Below are 18,720 nucleotides of genomic sequence, written 5' to 3'. Positions count from 1 at the left end.
ATCGCCTTACTTGCCCGCCCAAATGCCAGCCGACTTGTAGAAGGCTACGGCGCCCGGATGATAGTCCAGCGTCTGCACATGGGCGAGCCTGGCGGGGTCGAATTCCGACCACAGGGGGCCGCTTGCCTGCAGGGATGCCTTGCCGTCAAACAGGGCCTTGGCAACCTTGCCGACCACCTCGTCCGGCACATCCTTGTTGGCAAACAGGGTGTAGTCGTAGAACAGGATGGTGCTGTCGGCCTTGATGCCGGGCGACAGGGGACGATCGCCCCAGGTCTTCAGCATCGTGCCGGGCATGATTTCGGCAAGCACCTTGTCGTCACCAGCCTTGAAATTCAGGAACGAGACGGGGCCAAGGGTCGCTTCCATGTCGAACACGGTCTGGGAGCCGACGGTGGCGATGGTCACCTCGGTGGTGCCATCCTTGAAGGCTTCGAACATCGCCGGGAAGTTGGCCATGGGCACGCTGGACACGTCGTCATAGGTCAGGCCGGCTGTGGCAAGCGAGGCGCGGAAGAAGAAATCGCCGAGCGAATTGGCCGGGAAACGCGGCACCTTACGGCCCTTCAGACCCGCCATGTCCTTGATGCCGGACTTGTCCGCCACCATCAGCCCGGCATTGAACGGAATGAGCGAGGCCACCATGCGCAGATTGGGATTGGGCTGGCCTTCGGACATGCCGGTGCCGGTTATGGCATTGGCGGTCTGGGGAAAGTTGGCGATGCCGAACTCGACGCGGCCGCTATCCACGAGCGGCAGATATTGCGATGTATTGGCCATGACCTGCGGCCGCACCATCAGGCCCGCCGTATCGGTGATCGTCTTGGCCAACGCCGTGGCGATCTGTTCGGTGGCGCCGCCTTTGGTCGTTGCAAGCCCGATCGTCTGCGCCTGAACGCCGAAAGCCGAAGCTGCGACCATGGCCGCAGCGAGAAGATATTTCCTGATCATTCCCCTGTTCCTTTCTTGTGAAGGCTCTCGGGCATGCATGTCCTGCAGACCCGCTTTCGCTGCCCGCCAATCTTGCATGGCGGACTGCTAATGTCATGACATTCGGGCAACAGGGGCATGGGAACGATGATCCCAAGCGAGCAGCAGCGTCGGGTTCTGAAGTCCCGATCGACATGCGCCTCCAATCGTCTCCACGCAGATAGCCTGCACGGGCACAACAAAGCCTGTTCCCTGTGAGGGCCGCGTTGGACCCTCGTTGTCGCGGCCTTTAACAGGCCTTTTTCCACCCCGAGGACTGCTTGGCGTTTGCACCCACGCATCCTCGTTCGCTCCGTCGCTTCATATCGACATTCCACAAAATTAGATGTTGATATGTAGTAACAATATGTACACAATGAACATGAGCCTGATCGATGTCAAGGCATGAAGACGAAGGAGAAGAGGGGAATGACAGGGAAAACGGAGCGGGTTCTGATCGTCGGAGCCGGGCCGGTGGGTCTCGTGGCGGCCTGCAGCCTGGCCGAGGCGGGCATCCCCGTAACACTGTTCGAATCGCATCGCGAATTGCCGATGGACTTGAGGGCCTCGACATTCCATCCGCCGACGCTCGACATGCTCGATCGCTTCGGCATCAGCGACAAACTGGTGGAGCGCGGCCTGGTATGCCCGCAATGGCAGTATCGCGACCGGACGCAGGGCGTGATCGCCACCTTCGATCTGGGCGTGCTGAAGGGCGAGACGCGCCACCCCTACCGGCTGCAATGCGAGCAGTGGAAGCTATCGGAAGAATTCCGCAAGATCATCGAGACCGATGACCGGATCGACCTGGTCTACGGCGCTCGGGCGCTTGATGTCAGCCAGGACGACGATGGCGTGACCCTGACCGTCGAGCATGGCGATGGCACGCAGGAAGAGCACAAGGGGCGTTATCTCATTGCCGCCGACGGCGCCCGCTCCGTCATCCGCAAGACGCTGGGCATCTCCTTCGACGGGCTGACGATCCCCGAGATCTTCCTGTCGATGTCGACGCCCTTCATGTTCAACGAGGCGATGGACGACCTGACGCCGATCGCCTATCTGACCGACCCCTCGGAATGGGCCGTGCTGTTGCGCACGCCATCCTTGTGGCGCGTGCTGCTGCCGACCGATCCGAACCAGACCGACGAGCAGATCAAGGCACCTGACACCATGGAACGCCGGCTCCAGGCGCTGTGCCCGAAGGATGGTCCCTATGAGATCATTCACGCCACGGCCTACCGCGTGCATCAACGGGTCGCCGGCGATTATGTCAGCGGTCGCATCTTCCTGGCCGGCGATGCCGCGCATCTCAACAATCCGCTGGGCGGCATGGGCATGAATGGCGGCATTCACGACGCCGTCAACCTGGCGGAAAAGCTGGTGCAGGTGTGGAACGGCGCGCCTCTGGAAACCATGGGCCGATATACGCGCCAGCGCCGCAAGGTGGCCATCGAAACCGTGCAGGAGCAATCCCTGCGCAATCGCAAGATGATGGCCGAGACCGACCCGGCGGCGCGCAAGGCCTATCATGACAGCCTCAGGGCAACCGTCGATGATTTCGACCAGCACAAGGCCTTCCTGATGCGCTCCTCCATGATCCAGTCGCTGCGCGACCTGGAAAACGTCGCCTGATCCCTTTTCAATCCAATCTTTGCCAGAAGGAACTTTTCCATGGTCGACAGCCTGGGCTACCGCAAGAAATTCGCCGTGATCGCCCCTTCCACCAACACGTCAGTCCAGCCGGAATTCGACGACATGCGCCCGGTGGGCGTCACCAACCACTTCTCGCGCATCACCATTCCCGACAATCCGGTGCATAGCGACGCCGACTTCCTGGCGTTGATCGACAATATCAGAGCCTCGATCATGGAATCGGTGGATTCGGTGATGACCTGCGGGCCGGACTATCTGGTCATGGGCATGTCGGCCGAAACCTTTTGGGACGGGCTCGACGGATCGGTGAAACTGCAGAAGCGCATCGAGGAGCGCTCCGGCGTCAAGGTCGCCATGGGTTCGGATGCCTGCCAGGCGGCGCTGAAAATGTATGGCAATGTCAAGCGCATCGGCGTCGTCACGCCTTATATGCCTGTTGGTGACGCGCAGGTGCAGCGCTTCTTCACCGAATGCGGTTACGAGGTCGTCAATCTCAAGGGCCTGAAATGCCAGAGCCCGATGCTGATCGCCCATGCCAGCGAAAAGGAATTGCGCGACGCCATCATCGAGGTCGACGGCGAGGGCATCGAGGCCATCGTCCAGGTCGGAACCAACCTCGCCATGGCGCGTCTTGCCGGCATCGCCGAATTCTGGCTAGACAAGCCGGTAATCGCCATCAACACTGCAACCTATTGGTGGGCCTTGCGCCAGAACGGCATCACCGACAAGGTGCAGGGCTTCGGCACGCTGCTGTCGCATCACTGAGACGACGGCTGTTGGTCTTGGGCATGGCGCATTGACCCTGGGAGAGCGAATGGACATGGACGGCCAATCCACGCCGATAACGGGTGCCCCCGTCGACACCGACAGGGGGCAAAAATCCGTGCGGCCGGCAGAGCGCGCCTATCAGGGCATTCGCCATGCGATCCTGACGGGTACGCTGAAACCGGGCGAACTGCTGGCCGAGGAAATGCTGGCCGCCATGACCGGCACCAGCCGCACGCCGGTCCGCGACGCCCTGCGTCGCCTGGTCACGGACGGGCTCGCCACCGTCTCCAGCCGCCATCGCTACGTCACCGAATTCACCTTCTCCGAAGTTGAAATCGCCTTTGACGTGCGGGCGCGGCTGGAAGGCTATACGGCCGGGGTTGCGGCGGAGCGCATAACACCCGCCGAACTCAAGCGCGCGGCCGGCATCATTGCCGATATCGACCGCATTGGATCAGACCACAGCGAGGCGGCACTCGCCCGCTTCGTGGAGCTCAACACGCGCTTCCACCAGCTGATCCTGCAGGCGGCCCGCTCGCAACAGCTCAAGCATATGCTGGCGCCGGCCGCCGCCCTGCCACTTGCCTTGCTGAAACAGTTCCTGCTCGACCAGCACGTCGATATCGTCAGGTCCAACAACCAGCACCGCGACATCCTCGCCGCGCTGGAGGCGAGGGACAGCGACGCAGCCTCGACGATCATGATGGAGCATATTCTCTCGACCAAGCCCCGCCGGCGGTAGGGGGTGATACGTGGTGGGCCGGAGAGCCATCGACCCCCTCACCGGAAAGATCTACGACTTGGCCAAAGGCTAAGCCACAGACTGCTGAAAAACCAGTCGATGAGGCTCGTTCCGGAACGTCTACAGGCACAACAATCACCGTCATGCCGGCCTCCGAGCCGGCATCCAGCGCGATCAAGTCTTTGATCGCAATAGACTCTTCCCGCGGCGCAGACGCGCCGCTGCTGGATGCCGGATCAAGTCCGGCATGACGGCGATGTTTTTTGCCGAAACCAACGTCGAGAGACCTAAATGAGAGTTTGTCGGCAGCCTAAGGTTTAGCCTTTGGGCAAGTCGTAGATTTTTTCGGTGAGGGGGCTTCTTGCGCAACGGCCCTTAGCACCTCCCCTACTCCTTCTTGTCTTTGCTCCGGTGGATATGCATCGTATAGATCATGCGTTCCGCCGGGTGCCAGTTGAACGAGGCGATCAGGGTGCCCTGTTCTGTCAGGTAGCGCCGCAATAGCTGCAAGGAGTAGGACTCTGGCTTCAGCCCCAACTGCCGCTCGAACTCCGCCGGCATCGGCACGGCGCGGATTTCCTGCACGACCTCCTCGATGATCTGGCCGCTATGACGCTCCAGCACGGCGAAGAACGGCCCCTGGTAGTCCATGAGTTGCGGCAGAAGATGCTCGAAGCGCTCGGGCACATAGGACTGGACATAACAGAGCGGCTTGCCGCCCGCCTCCGTCCAGCGGATGCCGTTGATCCGGAACCAGGTTTCGCCCTGCAGCCCGCCGACCAGCTCCGCCAGGTCATGGTCGAGCGTGACCTTCTCGACGCCCATGATGACGAAATAGGTTTCGATCGCGACCTGAAACAGCTCCTCCAGGGAGGTGTAGGACTGGTTGTAGGCGGATTTCGGGCTGTCGGAAATCACCCGCGTGCCCACCCCTTGCCGCCGCTCAACATAGCCGCGTTCGCGCAGATAGCGCAGCGCCTCGCGGATCGTGGTCCGGCTGGAATTGAATTCCGCCGCCAGCTCTATCTCCGGCGGAATGAGGCTGCCGAGCGGATAGGTTCCGTCGACAAGCCGTTCCTCAAGGATCTTCTGGATCTGTGCATAGCGGGGAATGCCATCGCTACCCGCGTCCGGCGCCTCGTCATGATGTTCCATCTTTTCCAAACGCCCGCCTCCGAATTGTAGGAGCAAATTACTGATTGCGCGTCTTATCGCGCCTTCTATCGCGGTTCCACCAGCTCATACAACCCATACTTCCGGCCATGACCCAAGCAAATATTCACCCGGCCAATGTTTGCCAGGATTTAAATGTATGGACATTATGACGCATTTCATGTTTATAAGTAACGACATGAGCCGAACCAGCCGAGCATTGCAATGACCCTCCGCCACAAATCCGCCTATAGCCAGCGCGCCAAGCTCGGCCTGATCACACCACCGACCAATACGGTAAACGAGGCGGAATGGGCGCGCATGATGCCCGAGGGGGTGACGTTTCACACCCATCGCATGCCGCTGCATGCCGATACCCAGAGCGAGGCCGGCAAGGCGCATCTGATGGAGGATCTAGGGCAGGTCTTCGGGCTCCTCAAGCAGGCGCGCGTCGATGCCATCGCCTATGCCTGCACGGCGGGCTCCATGATCAATCCCGTGAATGCATTGCCTGACAGCCTGACTGCGATGACCGGCGCACCTGCGGTCACGACATCGGCTGCCATCATCAAGGCGCTGAAGACGCTGGGCGCCACCCGGCTGTCCGTCGCCACGCCCTATCATGACGCGCTCAATGCCCATGAAACGCATTTTCTGGAAGATAATGGCTTCGAGGTGATCGGTCTTTCCGGCCTGGGCATCGGCGCATCAGGTCCGCAGGACTATGTGCGCATAGCCGAGACGCCCCTCGAAGCGGTCGCCGCCCATGCCCGCTCGGTCTTCGTTCCCGGCTGCGACGCGCTGCTGATCACCTGCACGGACTTCCCCACGCTGCCGCTGGTGCCGATGCTGGAAGCGGAACTCGGCGTGCCGGTCGTGACCTCCAACCAGGCGACCTTCTGGGCGATGCTGCGGCTCGCGGGCATCGAGGATCGCTTCACCGATTTCGGGCGGCTGCTGGCCGACCACTGACGACAAGACTTGAGATTTACAAGGAAAGACAATCCCATGGCAGACCCAAGACTGAAGGCCGCGATCGAGGCGAAGGAATTCGTGCTGGCTCCCGGCGTGTTCGACCTGATTTCGGCGCTGATCGCCGACCGGCATGACTACAAGGCGCTTTATGTGACCGGATATGGCACCGTCGCCTCCTATCTCGGCCTGCCCGATGCCGGTCTCGCGAGCTATCGCGACATGCTGGAACGCATCGCCCAGATCGTGAAGATGACGACGAAACCTGTGATCGCCGACGCGGACACGGGCTATGGCGGGCTGCTGAACGTTCGGCACACCGTGCGTGGCTATGAAGAGGCCGGCGTCTCCGCCATTCAGATCGAGGACCAGGAATTTCCGAAGAAATGCGGCCACACGCCCGGCCGCCGCGTCATCCCGATCGAGGACATGGTGCGCAAGATCAAGGTGGCGAGCGACAGCCGCTCCAGCTCCGATTTCCTGATCATCGCCCGCACCGATGCCCGCACCAGCCTTGGGCTGGAGGAAGCCATCCGTCGCGGCGAGGCCTATGGCGCGGCCGGCGCCGACATCGTCTTCATCGAGTCCCCGGAGTCGGAAGAGGAAATGCGCGAGGTGGCTCGCCGCATCGACAAGCCGCTGTTTGCCAATATCGTCAATGGTGGCCGCACGCCGATCCTATCGGCGGCGGCGCTCAAGGAGATCGGCTTTGCCGTCGGCATCCATCCGGCCATCGGCTTCCTGTCGATGGGTGAGGCCCTGAACCGCGCCTATGGCGACCTCGCCGCAAACGGCATAACCTCTGACGACATCCCGCTTTATTCCTTTGCCGAGTTCAACAAGCTGCTGGGCTTCGAGGATGTCTGGGATTTCGAGAAGAAATACGCCGAGACCGCCTGAATGTGATAGCAAAATCCCGGTGCGGCAACGCACCGGGCAGTTGGGGAAAAGCCGATGTCGCAGGACCTTTCAGAAAATTACAGCCGCGCCTATGGGCAGAAGGCCGGCTTCGGCCGCAAGCCGGCGCTGGTGCTCATCGATTTTGCGCAGGCCTATTTCGATCCGGATTGCTCGCTATATGCCGGGGTTGACGCAGCGCTTGCCTCGGCCCTTCGCATCCGCGCGGCGGCCCATGCCGCAGGCATTCCGGTCATTCTGACAGAGGTCCGCTACCAGCAGGGTGGCCTCGACGGTGGCCGCTTCTATCAGAAGGCCAAGCCGCTCTGCGCCTTTCTCGACGGTGCCACCACCGCCGCCTTTGCCGATGGCCTGGTACCGCAGGCGAATGAACTTGTTATCACCAAGCAATATCCCAGCGCCTTCTTCGCCACCTCTCTCGCCTCGACCCTGACGGCGATCGGCGTGGACAATGTGGTGCTGACGGGCCTGACCACCAGCGGCTGCGTCCGCGCCTCCTGCGTTGATTCCATGTCGCACGGCTTCATCACCACGGTGGTGGCCGATGCCTGCGGCGACCGTCACCCCGGCCCGCACGAGGCCAACCTGTTCGACATGAACGCCAAATATGCCGACGTGGTATCCGAGGCAGACATCCTCGACTTCTTCGCCACCGTGAAGGGCGGAATTTCCGGCGCGTAAGTGCTCGCGCCGGTCGCTCATCCGCGAGCGGCCGGCCGAAGATGCACTGGGTCAAGGCGCACGGCGCAACCGCCGCGCTCGACCAGGGGTGTCGATGGTCAACGACACCAATCGAAAAATCCGATGAAGACAATCTATTTATATCAGCTATCCAGATCGGTTGGGTAAGGCATAGTGCATGCCAAGGCTGCTGCTTGCGGCACCGCTACCGACTTCCGCATGCAGCAGATGATAGCCTGAACCGACGACAACCCTTGCATTCCCTGATCACAGGAACCATCGCCCGGCCAAATCCGGGGGAGGGACCGACTGCGTCTTCACCACTGACCGAGGAAAACCATGTCCGCCTATACCACCCAGAATTTGCCCGCAAAGAGCAAGAAGTTGGAAATCGCGCTATGGGGCGTGCAGACCCTGCTTGCGCTATTCTATGGCTTTGCCGGCTTCACCAAAGTCTCCACCGCGCCTGCCGACCTCGTCTCCATGGGCATGGCCTATGCCGCAGATGTGCCGGCCGGACTGCTGCTGTTTGTCGGAACCGCCGAGATCCTCGGCGCCCTCGGCCTGCTATTGCCCGGCATCACGAAAATCAAGCCGGTCCTGACGCCGCTGGCCGCCATAGGCCTGTCCACCATCCAGATCCTTGCCATCGGGCTGCATGCGCTGCGCGGCGAATGGTCGGTGCTGCCCATGAACCTCGTTGTCCTGGGCCTCTCGCTCTTCATCGTCTGGGGCCGAATGCTCAGGAAGGCTTGAGAAAGACACCCGGAGGAAATCCATCGCCGATGGCCGGCATCAGCAGCTCGAGTTCTTGGCCGGCATGGCCGGGCTGGCTACCGACGAGGCAGCCAGCCTGATCCGCGTCCTTATCGGCCCTAGGCAGCATTCACCACGGTGTCGCGATAGAGCCGGCGCAGGCCTTCCGAATCCACTGTGGTGCAGACGCGGTGCGAGGGACGGCCATCCCAAGGGCCGGGAATGTAGCTGGTCGTGTCGGGCTTCTGCACCGTCATGCCGCGGGTGATGCCCTCGGTGGAAACCCTGACGGCACCGGTCCGCGTTTCGAACAGGTCGGGCTGCAGCAGATAGGCGACCGCCGAGGAATCGTGGACGAAGATCGACGGCACGCCGCCGGCCTGGTGGAAGGCCTCGTAGAAGCGCGAGACCTCCCAGATGAACTGGCCCGCCTCGCCGCCATCTTTAGCCAGGGCGGACAGGTATTCGGTCGGCATGAGGGTTTGCTGGGTGACGTCGAGCCCGACAAAGGTGATCGGCCAGGAGGCCGCGGCGATCTCGTCTGCCGCCTCGGGATCGCCCAGAATATTGGCCTCGCCCGCCGGCGTGACATTGCCCAGCACGCCCGAAATGCCGAAGGCGCCACCCATGACGACGATCTGCTTGACCAGCGGCACGATGTCGGGCGCCTCCCGCAATGCAAGCGCGAGATTGGTCATGCGGCCGACCGCGACGATGGTGATCTCGCCCGGCGCCGCCCGCACCGTATCGATGATGAAGCGATAGGCGGGCCGTGGATCGGCCTTGCCTTCGAAGCTCTCGGGGATCGCGACATTGCCCAGCGCGTTCTGGCCATGGACGAAATCCGGCGGGTCCATGGGTTCGCCGACCAGCGGCTTGCCCGCGCCGCGCGCCACCGGCACGTTCATCTTGAAGCGGTCGACCAGGTAGAGCGCATTGCGCGTCGTCTGGTCGATCGTGCCATTGCCGAATGTGGTGACGACGCCGACCAAGTCGATCTGCGGCGACAGATGCAGGAAGAGCAGCGCCATGGCATCGTCCACGCCGGGATCGGTGTCGAATATCACTTTATGGACGGTCATGGTCTTTAACTCCTGAATGCGGGATGAGGATGGAACAAGTTCAGGCCACGACACGTCGGCGTCGGGCATGGATGACCAGGGCGATCACCGGAACGATATAGGGCACCGCCTGCAGCAATTCGCTGGGCAGCCCCCTGCCCTGCAAGGCGATCACCACGGCGTCCGCGGTGCCAAGCAACAGCGAGGCGAGCATCGTGCCCCAGGCACTGCCATAGCCCATGAGGTCCGCCGCCAGCGCCACGAAGCCGCGACCGGCGCTCATATTGGCCGAGAACCAGCTAACATAGCCCATCGACAGGAACGCACCGGCGGCACCGGCCAAGAGGCCTGACAGCAAAAGCGCCGCAACCTGCATGCGCACCACGTTGATGCCGGCGGTCGCGGCGGCTTCCGCGTTTTCGCCGACCGCCCGCAGCCGGATGCCGAAGGGCGTGCGCATCATCGTCAGCGCCATGACAGGCACCAGCAGGAAGGCCACATAGGTCAGGATGTGATGCCCCGATAGGATCGGGCCCAGCAACGGAATATCGGCAATGACAGGCAGCGTGACAGAGGGCAGGACCTGGCTTGCCAGGGAACCCGACATGCCCTTGTCGCCCGTCAGCATGAACAAAATCAGCGTGGTGCCGGAGGCCGCCAGCATGTTGAGCGCAATGCCGGCCAGGATCAGGTCCGCCTTGAGGCCATGAACGGCAATCGCCAGCATGCCCGCCAGAACCAGCCCGATCAGCAAGGCGCCAAGAAGGCCGATCCAAGCACTTCCGGTAAAGGCGCTGACCACGACGCCGGCGAGCGCCGCCGAGAGCATCATGCCCTCGATGCCGAGATTGAGCACGCCGGCGCGCTGCGAGATATGAACGCCAAGGGCGGCCAGCAGAATGGGCGTTGTGACCCGAAGAAGCACGGGCACCAAGGCGACAAGACTGGAGAGATCGAACCATTCGCTCATGCCGCCTTCTCCGTCCGGCGTCCGCCAATCCAGGCGAGCAGCCTGGGATTGCGGGTGATAACACTGGCGGTGACGAAGATCAGGATCAGCGCCTGGATCAGCCCGACCACTTCGCTCGGCACATCATGGTTGCGCGCCACCAGGTCGCCGCCGACCTGCAGATAGCTGAGGAACAAGGCGGCAGGGATGAGCAGCAGCGGGTGATCGCGGGCCAGGATCGCCACCACCACGCCCGTCCAGCCATTGCCGGGCAGCGACTGCCAGGAGAAACGCTGGTAGAGCCCCAGCATTTCAATGCCGCCGGCCGCGGCGGCGATCGATCCGCCGATGATCTGCGCCCGCAGCATGATGCGCCGGATCGGCAGGCCGAGATGGGCGGCAAAGCCGGGATTGGCCCCGACGATGCGGGATTCGAAGCCCCAGGTGGTGCGGAACAGATAGAGGCTGCCGGCGATGCAGGCGATGACGGCAAAGACCGTGCCGAGATGGATCCGGGTGCCGGGCACGATCCGCGGCAACCGCGCCTCTGCCGGTATCTTGTAGCTGACCATAGCACCCGCCGAGGGATCGCGCAGCACGTAGTTCACCACATAGAGGCCGATGAACAGCGCCGCGAAATTCAGCATCAGCGAGGAGACAAGCTCGGAGACCTCGTAGCGGCTGCGCAGATAGCCCGGCACGACGCAGACGCTCGATCCAACCACCGTGCCGGCTAGAAGCGCCAGCGGCACCAGCGCCAGAACCGGCAGCGGCACCAAGAGAACGGTTGCTACCGTTGCCAGGCCGCCGAGGAAGAAGGCGCCTTCGACGCCGAGATTGAACATGCCGGTGCGGAACATCAGCGCCACGGCAAGCCCGCACAGCATGGCGGGCGTCGCCATTTCCACGATATTGCCGGTATGGCGCGGGTTGCGGAACGGTCCGAGCAGGAATGTGTCGATCATGCCCCAGGGATCGGGCTGGGTCATGGCAATGGGAACCAGGACCAGGGCCAGGATGATCACAAGCAGCAGGACGGTCAGGAGAAACGGCGCCAGGGCCTCACGGATCATCATGCGGCGCTGTCCAATCCAAGCATGAACGGCCCGAGCCGTTCCGGGGTCACGTCGGGTCCATTATCAAGCGTTGCGACGATGCGGCCGGCATAGAGAACCGCCACCCGGTCTGACAGTGCCAGCAACTCGTCAAGGTCGGCGCTGATCAGCAGAACCGCGGCACCGGAGGCAGCAAGTTCGAGAATGCGGCTCTGGATGAAGGCCGCGGCGGCGATATCGATGCCGCGGGTCGGCTGGTCGGCGATCAGGAAGCTCGGGTCGGTGGCAAACTCCCGCGCCGCGATGACCTTCTGCGCATTGCCGCCCGAGAGCGCCGAGAGTGGCGCGCGCGGACCGGGGCAGCGAACGCCGAATTCCTCGATGATCTCGCCCGCCCGCTGCTCCATCTCGGCCTTGCGCAGGAACGGGCCGCGGACGAAGCGGGCCAGGCGATGGGCGCCGGCCAGCGCGTTTTCGGTCACGGTCAGGCCACGCGCGCCACCCTGATGGAAGCGGTCGGCGGGCAGATGCGCCATGCCATTGCGACGCCAGCCGATGGTGTCGAGCCCCATTACCGCCTGGCCGTTCCAGGTGACGCTGCCGCTGGTGGGCTGCCTTGCCCCAGAGAGAACGGAAACCAGCCCGCGCTGTCCGCTGCCATCGACACCGGCAATGCCGAGGATTTCGCCGGAGCGGATCGAGAAGTTGACACCTGTCAACCGGTCAGCGCCGCTGGCGGCCGACAGGTGAAGGTCTTCGACCACGAGACTGACCGCGCCGGATTTGCCGCCGCTGCGGGCGACGGCTGCGGGTCGCGATGCGCCCATGACAAGGGCGGCAATCTCGGCATCGGAAATGCGGTCCATGGCGCTGTCGCCGGAGACCTGACCCAGCCGCAGCGCCGTCACATCGGTGCAAAGCGCGCGCACCTCGCGCAGCTTGTGGGAAATGAACAGGATGGTGAGGCCGGCGCGCTGCAGGTCTCGCAAGCGCTCGAATAGCTCGTCGGTTTCCGGCGGTGTGAGGACGGCGGTGGGCTCATCCAGGATCAGCACGCGCACGCCATCGCGCAACAGCGCTTTCAGAATTTCGACCTTCTGCTGGGCCGCCACGGAAAGCCCGCTGATGCGCGCATCCGGATCCACCTCAAGATGATAGCGGGCGGACAGGGCCAGCACGCGACGGCGTGCTTCGGCCCTGTCGATGAACAGGCCGCGACGCGGCTCCTGTCCGAGCAGGATGTTTTCCGCCACCGAAAGGGACGGAATGAGCGAGAAATGCTGGTGCACCATGGCGATGCCGAGGCTGGCTGCCACCCGGGGCGAGGCGATCGAGACCGCCTCACCATCAAGCCGGATCGCTCCGCCCGTCGGCTGCTCCAGGCCGAACAGGATCTTCATCAGGGTGGACTTGCCCGCGCCATTTTCGCCGCAGATGGCATGGATGGCGCCAGCCGCGATCGAAAACGAAACGCCGGACAAAGCCTGCGTTCCGTTTGGGTAGTGCTTGGAGACGCCCTCGAAGCTGATGATCGGAACGTCGCCCATGGTGCTCGCGCCCATGACCGGCTCAGGGCCGGACGGAGGTGCGCAGCGCTTCCAGGGCCGCCTGGTCGATGGCAAAGCCCGAGGTGACCTTGATGTCACCCGCGATGATCTTGGCCTTGGCGTCCGCGATCTGCTTCTTCAGCTCATCCTTGGCAAGCTTGGCCATCACGCCGTTTTCCGCCAGGCCGACCGCGTTTTCCTTCAAGCCGATGGCTTCGACCTGTCCGACCGGCAGCTTGCCGTCGACATAAAGGTCATAGGCGCGCGCCAGCGTCACTTCGACATTCTTGAGCATCGAGGTGGCAACCTTGTCGGCCATGGCCGGATCGGTATCGCGGAAAATGGCTTCCTGGTCTGAATTCACGCCGATCGAGTATTTGTTGACCTCCTTGCCCGCAGCGATCTGTCCAAGGCCGGTGAGCCCCGCGACGTTGAAGCCGATCGCGGTGCCCGAGCGATATTGCGCCAGCGCCAGTTCCTTGCCCTTGGCCGCATCATTGAACGACCCGGCATAGGAGATGGCCACCTTGATGTCGGGGTTCACAGCCTTGGCGCCTTCGATATAGCCGGTCAGGAAGTCATTGATGACGGGAATATCCATGCCGCCGAGGAAGCCGATATTGTTGCCGTCCGACGCCGGCAGGGTTCCATCCTTGATCAGCCCCGCCGCCAGCATGCCGGCGAGATAGGACCCCTCGTTCTGCTTGAACACGACGGAATAGACATTGCCGTAATCGCCCTTGTCATAGGGCATGACGCCATCGATCAGGATATAGGTCTTGTCGGGATACTCAGGCGCCACTTCCGTCATGATGTCGGAGATTTCGAAGGTGCAGGCGACGATCACGTCGAAATCCTGGTCGGACACATCCTGAAAGGTCGGCAGCCACTTGGTCTGGTCGGTGCCCATTTCGATGACCTTGGTCTCTACCTTGTCGCCATATTTGGCCTTGATCATCTCCATGCCCTTGGCGCCCAGATCGAAATAGGACTTGTCGCCGAGATTGCCGTTGACGAGGAACACCACCTTCTTGGGTTCCTCCGCGTGGCCCTGACCGGCGAAACCACCGAGCAAGGCCGATCCGGCGAGCAGCAGGCTGAGGGTCGTGCGGCGTGTAAAGCGTGTCATTGTTTTCGTTCCCTTTGTTTTCGTTGTAAGCGCATGCGGGCGGGTCGCAAGACCCGATCTTAGATTGTCAGGCGTTTCCGATCGGGCTGATCGCTCCCTGGCTGTTTTGAGCAAGCCAGGCGGCGCGGCGGCTGAAGAGCCCGGGCACCACGGCATGCACTTCGGCAATCAGATCCGCCATGCTGGCGGATTTCAACTCGCTGTTCTCCACTAGGATCCGGCCATCCACCATGGTCATGTCGACATCGCCGCCGCGCACGGCATGGACGAGATTGTGATGCAGGTTGCCATCGCGCCCGCCAAACAGCGGCGTCATGCGCGGCGTATCGGTGCGCACGGCAATCAGGTCGGCCTTCTTGCCGGCCTCCAGCGAGCCGATCTCGTGGTCCTTGCCGATCGCCCGCGCCCCCTCGATGGTGGCCATGCGCATCACGTCCCAGCTATCGAGAGCGGCGGCATTAAGCGTCGCGAACTTGGTGAGCAATGAGGCAAACTTCATCTCCTCGAACATGTCGAGATTGTTGTTTTCCTTCTCGCCATCGGTGCCGATGCCGACGGCAACGCCGGCGGCGCGCAGCTTCTCCACCGGGGCATAGCCGCTGGCCAGCTTCATGTTGCTGGCGGGATTGTGCGCCACCGCCACGCCGCGCTTGCCCATCAGCTCGATCTCGCTGTCATCGAGCCAGACGCAATGGGCGAGCAGCGTGCGCTCGGCATCCAGCAGCCCGAGCTTTTCCAAGGCCTGGATCGACCGGCAGCCATAGCGGCGCTGCATCTCGTCCAGTTCCACCTGGGCCTCGTTGGAATGGGTGTGAAACCCGGTCTTGAACTTCTTGGCGAGCGCGATGGCGCGCTCGTGGCCGGCCTCCGTCGAATAGAAGGCGTGCTCCAGCCCGACCCAGACCTCGACCCGGCCATCCGCCTTGCCATGCCAGGTCTCCAGCAGGCGTTCGGTGTCGTCCAAGTGGTCGAAATAGTTGTAGTCGGGATGCTCACCGACATAGGGCACCATCACGGTGCGGTTGCCGATCTGGCGTGCGGCCCGGCCTGCGCCTTCCATGTAGCGCCACATATCCACCACGGTCGTGGTGCCGGACAAGACGGATTCCGCATAGCAGAGCCAGGATGCGGCCTCCGCCTCGCGCGGCTGCAGCACGCGGTGCATGGGGTCGATGAACATCCGCAACCAGTCCCAGACCGGCAATCCCTCTGCTGTGCCGCGCAGCACGCCGGAATGCAGATGGGCATTGACGAGCCCCGGCATCAGCAGCCTGTTCGGCAGGCGGCGGACCAGGCTTTCGGGATGATGTTGCTTGAGATCGGCGAGCGTTCCGACCTCGACGATCCTGTCGCCATCGATCGCGACTGCGCCGCCCTCGATAACGGTGTTATCGGCATTCATGGTTACGACGAAGTCGGCGGAAAGAATTTGAACGCTCATGCGTCTTCGGCCCTCAATGGCGCAGATAGGCGTCCGCGCGCCGGATAGCATCCCCGGCATCACGTGTTTACCTTTTGCACCAGACAGTTAAGATGAATGGCCGAGGAGTTCCGCCCCCGACATGGCAAAAGTGTAGGGAGGCGGACACCCACCCGCAAGTATAGAGACATGCACGCCCCGTGCTCAAAGTGAGAGCAGTCACGCTGGATGCCCATTTTTACCACAGCTACCCGTTGCCTGGTTGAGGTGATCGAGGCCGGGTCGATCCGCCGGGCGGCCGAAATCCTCAATACCGCACCCTCGGCCATCAACCGGCATATCCTCAATCTGGAGGCGGAATATCGGACGACGTTTCTGGAGCGCCTGCCGCGTGGCGTCAGGGCGACGCCGGCGGGGCGGCTGATGGCGGAGCAGATCCGACGCTGGCAGGCGGACCTGGAGCGCGTTTCGGACGATCTCGCCAAGCTGCGCGGCCAGGAACGGCAGCAGATCGCCATAGGGATCATGGAGTGTTTCGCAGGCTCGTTTTTCGCGGAAGTGCTGGCCGGCATCCGCAAGCAATATCCTGATGCCAATATCGTGGTGCGGGTGGGCGGCACGCGGGAAATGCTGACCCTGCTGGAGGGCGGCGATATCGATCTGGTGCTGGGCTTCAACATGCCGCCCAGCTCGGATTACTGGGTGGTGGAGACGATCCCGATCAGCATGGGCGTGGCCGTGGCGCCGGAGCACCCCTTTGCCGGACGGGCCTCGGTGAGCCCCGCGGAATGCGAAAAGGAATCCCTGCTGCTGGTGGATGAAAGCCTGAGCCTCAGGCCCTTGATCGATACGCTGTTCCCCAACGCCTCGCCCTGGTCCAAGGCGCCGCTGACATCGAATTCGATCGTGATGATCAAGCATGCGGTGCGCACGGGTGATGGGATCAGCATCCTCACGCGCTTCGACGTGCGGGACGAGCTGAAGACCGGGCAGTTGGCGCTGGTGCCGCTCGATGCGCCGAATGTGCGGGAAAACCTGGCGATCTGCATGCGTGACCAGTCCTCGGTCACGCCGCTCGGCCTTGCCTTTACCCAGGCGATCGTTGCCGCGGTGAGGCGGGAACTGTCGTCCTGACAGGTTACTGCTTGACGCCCAGCTCGCGCAGCCGCTCCTCGAGATAGGAGCCGGCCGTATAGCGGCTTGACAGCACGACATCAGGTCGCGGCTGGAGGAACAGCGGCAACGAGATGCGCGACCGGCGCGCGCTTTCACCCGTCGGATTGGCAACCCGATGGCTGGTGGACTTGTAGTAGCCGCCGGATGCCTCCTGCAGCATATCGCCGACATTGACCACCAGCGTGCCGAAATCCGAGGGCACATAGCCCCATTCGCCGCTGGCGGTCTTCAGTTGCAGGCCGCGCTCGTTGGAGGCCGGCAGCACGGTCAACAGATTGATGTCCTCATGCGCCGCGGCTCGCAAGGCGCCCGGCTGCTCATTGCCAGTGAGCGGCGGATAGCGCAGGATGCGCAACAGGGTCGCCGGGCTGTCCTTGATCATCTCGGCGAGCGGCATGGAAAAGCCGGCCCGCACATCCGGCGGCGTGTGCGTCTCAAGCCATGACAGAAGCTCCGCGGCCAGGGCGCCGGCAAGCTCGTAATAGCGGCGGGCGGCATCGGAGACCTCAGCCGGATACCGGCCCCAGCCGAAATAGTGGTAGTATTCCTTGAGGTCCTTCTTGTCGTTGCCCTTGGCAACCTCCGACACGGCCGTGGAGAAGAAGCCGTCATGCTTCTCCTTGTCATAGGCATAGGCGTGCTTTGCCTCGCTATCGAAGAAGGCGAGCCAATCCCGGTGGATCTCGTCGACAAGCGCCTGGGGGATGGGGTGATCCCTCAGCACGCCGAAACCCGTGGTGCGAAGCGATTCCGCAAACAGGGCGGGCGCGTTGGGATCTAGGTAGGATACCGCGGCGACGCCGGTATCGATTTCGATGTCTGCGGCTGTCTCGGACATTGGCTCTTCCCCTTTTTTCATCCGGCCGGGCCGGTTGCAAAAAAGGCTAGGTTGAAGCCGTGGCACGAACAAGCAACAAAGCGCTTACGCCCCGTCCGTCAAAAGAAAGCGACGCCGGTCAGGACAGAGCGACCGGCTTGCTTGCCGAGAGCGTCAGGCCGGATGCTGCTGGACGCTGAGGCCGCCATCCACCGTCAGGCAGGTGGCATTCATGAAGGGGCACTCGTCCGAAATCATGAACAGCGCCGCCATGGCGATTTCCTGCGGCAAGGCGATCCGTCCGCCGGGATGGAGCTTCATGGTGTCCGCCTTGGCCGCCTCGGGATCGGGGAAGCTGTTCCAGTAGTCGATGACCTTCTGGGTGGCGACATAGCCGGGCGCCAGCGCGTTCACCCTGATGTCTTTCGCGGCATATTCCAGCCCCAGCGACTTGGTCATGCCGAGCAGGGCATGTTTGGCGAGCGGATAGGGAAAGGTGTGCTGGATGATGGTGAAGGCATGGGTGGAGGCGATGTTGAGGATGACGCCACCGCCGTTCTCAAGCATGCCTGGCAGCACGGCACGGCAGCAGTTCCAAGCGCCCTTGAGATTGATGTCGAAGCAGCGCGCCCATTCCTCGTCTGTCGAGGCCAGCGGTTCGGCGAAGACGTTGACGCCGGCATTGTTGACCAGCGCGTTGATCCCGCCGATCTCCCGGCCTGCGATCGACACGGCCTCGGCAATGGCCGCCGCGTCGGTGATATCGGCCGTCACCGCGGCGACGCGGGCACCGGCTGCCCGGAGCGTGTTAGTTGCTTCGCCAAGAAGCGCCTCATCGCGATCGATCAGAAGCAGGGCAGCGCCTTCCCGCGCAAATGCCTCTGCCATGGCAAGACCGATGCCCTGGGCCGCACCCGTGATCATGATCCGTTTACCGTCAAGCCGCTTGACCACC

18 protein-coding genes are annotated in these 18,720 nt (G+C 62.8%); 8 read left to right on the top strand and 10 right to left on the bottom strand.

Annotated elements, in window-relative coordinates:
• Positions 1-6: 6 nt before the first annotated feature.
• Positions 7-951, bottom strand: coding sequence for a TAXI family TRAP transporter solute-binding subunit (locus tag B9A97_RS16595; protein WP_179145309.1), 945 nt, complete (start codon positions 949-951; stop codon positions 7-9).
• A 447-nt stretch (positions 952-1,398) separates the two neighbouring features.
• Here B9A97_RS16595 and B9A97_RS16590 point away from each other — a divergent pair, with 447 nt between their 5' ends.
• Genes B9A97_RS16590 through B9A97_RS16580 form a run of 3 tightly spaced genes read left to right on the top strand, consistent with a single transcriptional unit; the run spans position 1,399 to position 4,132 of the window.
• Positions 1,399-2,601, top strand: a complete 1,203-nt coding sequence (locus B9A97_RS16590) for an FAD-dependent oxidoreductase (RefSeq protein ID WP_084366474.1) — start codon at positions 1,399-1,401, stop codon at positions 2,599-2,601.
• Positions 2,602-2,640: 39 nt separating this feature from the next.
• The gene (locus tag B9A97_RS16585) at positions 2,641-3,387 is read left to right on the top strand and encodes a maleate cis-trans isomerase family protein (RefSeq protein WP_084366473.1); all 747 of its coding nucleotides are present in this window, start codon (positions 2,641-2,643) and stop codon (positions 3,385-3,387) included.
• Between the two features lie 49 nt (positions 3,388-3,436).
• Positions 3,437-4,132: a GntR family transcriptional regulator gene (locus tag B9A97_RS16580; protein ID WP_084366472.1), complete on the top strand. Its 696-nt coding sequence runs from the start codon at positions 3,437-3,439 to the stop codon at positions 4,130-4,132.
• A 387-nt stretch (positions 4,133-4,519) separates the two neighbouring features.
• Here B9A97_RS16580 and B9A97_RS16575 read toward each other — a convergent pair whose 3' ends face one another.
• The gene (locus B9A97_RS16575) at positions 4,520-5,287 is read right to left on the bottom strand and encodes a GntR family transcriptional regulator (protein ID WP_084366561.1); all 768 of its coding nucleotides are present in this window, start codon (positions 5,285-5,287) and stop codon (positions 4,520-4,522) included.
• A 222-nt stretch (positions 5,288-5,509) separates the two neighbouring features.
• On the opposite strand from B9A97_RS16575, the gene B9A97_RS16570 reads away from it, so the two are divergent.
• The 4 genes from B9A97_RS16570 to B9A97_RS16555 all read left to right on the top strand — a co-directional run bounded on the left by B9A97_RS16570 (position 5,510) and on the right by B9A97_RS16555 (position 8,611).
• Positions 5,510-6,256, top strand: a complete 747-nt coding sequence (locus B9A97_RS16570; protein ID WP_084366471.1) for a maleate cis-trans isomerase family protein — start codon at positions 5,510-5,512, stop codon at positions 6,254-6,256.
• Between the two features lie 36 nt (positions 6,257-6,292).
• Positions 6,293-7,156 (top strand): isocitrate lyase/PEP mutase family protein, encoded by an 864-nt coding sequence (locus B9A97_RS16565; protein WP_084366470.1) that lies wholly within the window; start codon positions 6,293-6,295, stop codon positions 7,154-7,156.
• 54 nt (positions 7,157-7,210) lie between these two features.
• Entirely contained in the window at positions 7,211-7,855 is a 645-nt protein-coding gene (locus B9A97_RS16560) for an isochorismatase family protein (RefSeq protein WP_084366469.1), read from the top strand.
• Positions 7,856-8,194: 339 nt separating this feature from the next.
• Positions 8,195-8,611: a DoxX family protein gene (locus B9A97_RS16555; RefSeq protein ID WP_084366468.1), complete on the top strand. Its 417-nt coding sequence runs from the start codon at positions 8,195-8,197 to the stop codon at positions 8,609-8,611.
• A gap of 119 nt (positions 8,612-8,730) precedes the next feature.
• Here the strand turns inward: B9A97_RS16555 and B9A97_RS16550 are convergent, their stop codons facing one another.
• The 6 genes from B9A97_RS16550 to B9A97_RS16525 form a co-directional block, all read right to left on the bottom strand.
• Complete coding sequence (locus B9A97_RS16550; RefSeq protein ID WP_084366467.1) at positions 8,731-9,693, bottom strand: nucleoside hydrolase; 963 nt, start codon at positions 9,691-9,693, stop codon at positions 8,731-8,733.
• Between the two features lie 40 nt (positions 9,694-9,733).
• A complete protein-coding gene (locus B9A97_RS16545; RefSeq protein ID WP_084366466.1) occupies positions 9,734-10,642 on the bottom strand; it encodes an ABC transporter permease in 909 nt (302 codons plus the stop codon).
• The gene (locus tag B9A97_RS16540; protein WP_084366560.1) at positions 10,639-11,694 is read right to left on the bottom strand and encodes an ABC transporter permease; all 1,056 of its coding nucleotides are present in this window, start codon (positions 11,692-11,694) and stop codon (positions 10,639-10,641) included. The genes B9A97_RS16545 and B9A97_RS16540 overlap by 4 nt, the downstream gene beginning before the upstream one ends.
• Positions 11,694-13,238: an ABC transporter ATP-binding protein gene (locus B9A97_RS16535; protein WP_084366465.1), complete on the bottom strand. Its 1,545-nt coding sequence runs from the start codon at positions 13,236-13,238 to the stop codon at positions 11,694-11,696. The genes B9A97_RS16540 and B9A97_RS16535 overlap by 1 nt, the downstream gene beginning before the upstream one ends.
• A 7-nt stretch (positions 13,239-13,245) precedes the next feature.
• The gene (locus tag B9A97_RS16530; protein WP_084366464.1) at positions 13,246-14,352 is read right to left on the bottom strand and encodes a BMP family ABC transporter substrate-binding protein; all 1,107 of its coding nucleotides are present in this window, start codon (positions 14,350-14,352) and stop codon (positions 13,246-13,248) included.
• A gap of 67 nt (positions 14,353-14,419) precedes the next feature.
• Positions 14,420-15,793 carry an amidohydrolase family protein gene (locus B9A97_RS16525; RefSeq protein WP_084366463.1) on the bottom strand — a complete coding sequence of 458 codons (1,374 nt, stop codon included), beginning with the start codon at positions 15,791-15,793 and terminating at the stop codon, positions 14,420-14,422.
• A 207-nt stretch (positions 15,794-16,000) separates the two neighbouring features.
• On the opposite strand from B9A97_RS16525, the gene B9A97_RS16520 reads away from it, so the two are divergent.
• Positions 16,001-16,906, top strand: a complete 906-nt coding sequence (locus tag B9A97_RS16520) for a LysR family transcriptional regulator (RefSeq protein ID WP_084366462.1) — start codon at positions 16,001-16,003, stop codon at positions 16,904-16,906.
• 4 nt (positions 16,907-16,910) lie between these two features.
• Here B9A97_RS16520 and B9A97_RS16515 read toward each other — a convergent pair whose 3' ends face one another.
• Positions 16,911-17,786, bottom strand: a complete 876-nt coding sequence (locus B9A97_RS16515) for a 2OG-Fe(II) oxygenase family protein (RefSeq protein ID WP_084366461.1) — start codon at positions 17,784-17,786, stop codon at positions 16,911-16,913.
• Between the two features lie 153 nt (positions 17,787-17,939).
• Positions 17,940-18,719, bottom strand: a complete 780-nt coding sequence (locus B9A97_RS16510; RefSeq protein ID WP_084366460.1) for an SDR family oxidoreductase — start codon at positions 18,717-18,719, stop codon at positions 17,940-17,942.
• Between the last annotated feature and the right edge of the window lies 1 nt (position 18,720).

It is taken from the genome of Rhizobium sp. RU36D, assembly GCF_900176345.1.
Classification (GTDB): Bacteria; Pseudomonadota; Alphaproteobacteria; order Rhizobiales; family Rhizobiaceae; genus Allorhizobium.
This window is presented reverse-complemented; position numbering and strand designations above follow the sequence as displayed.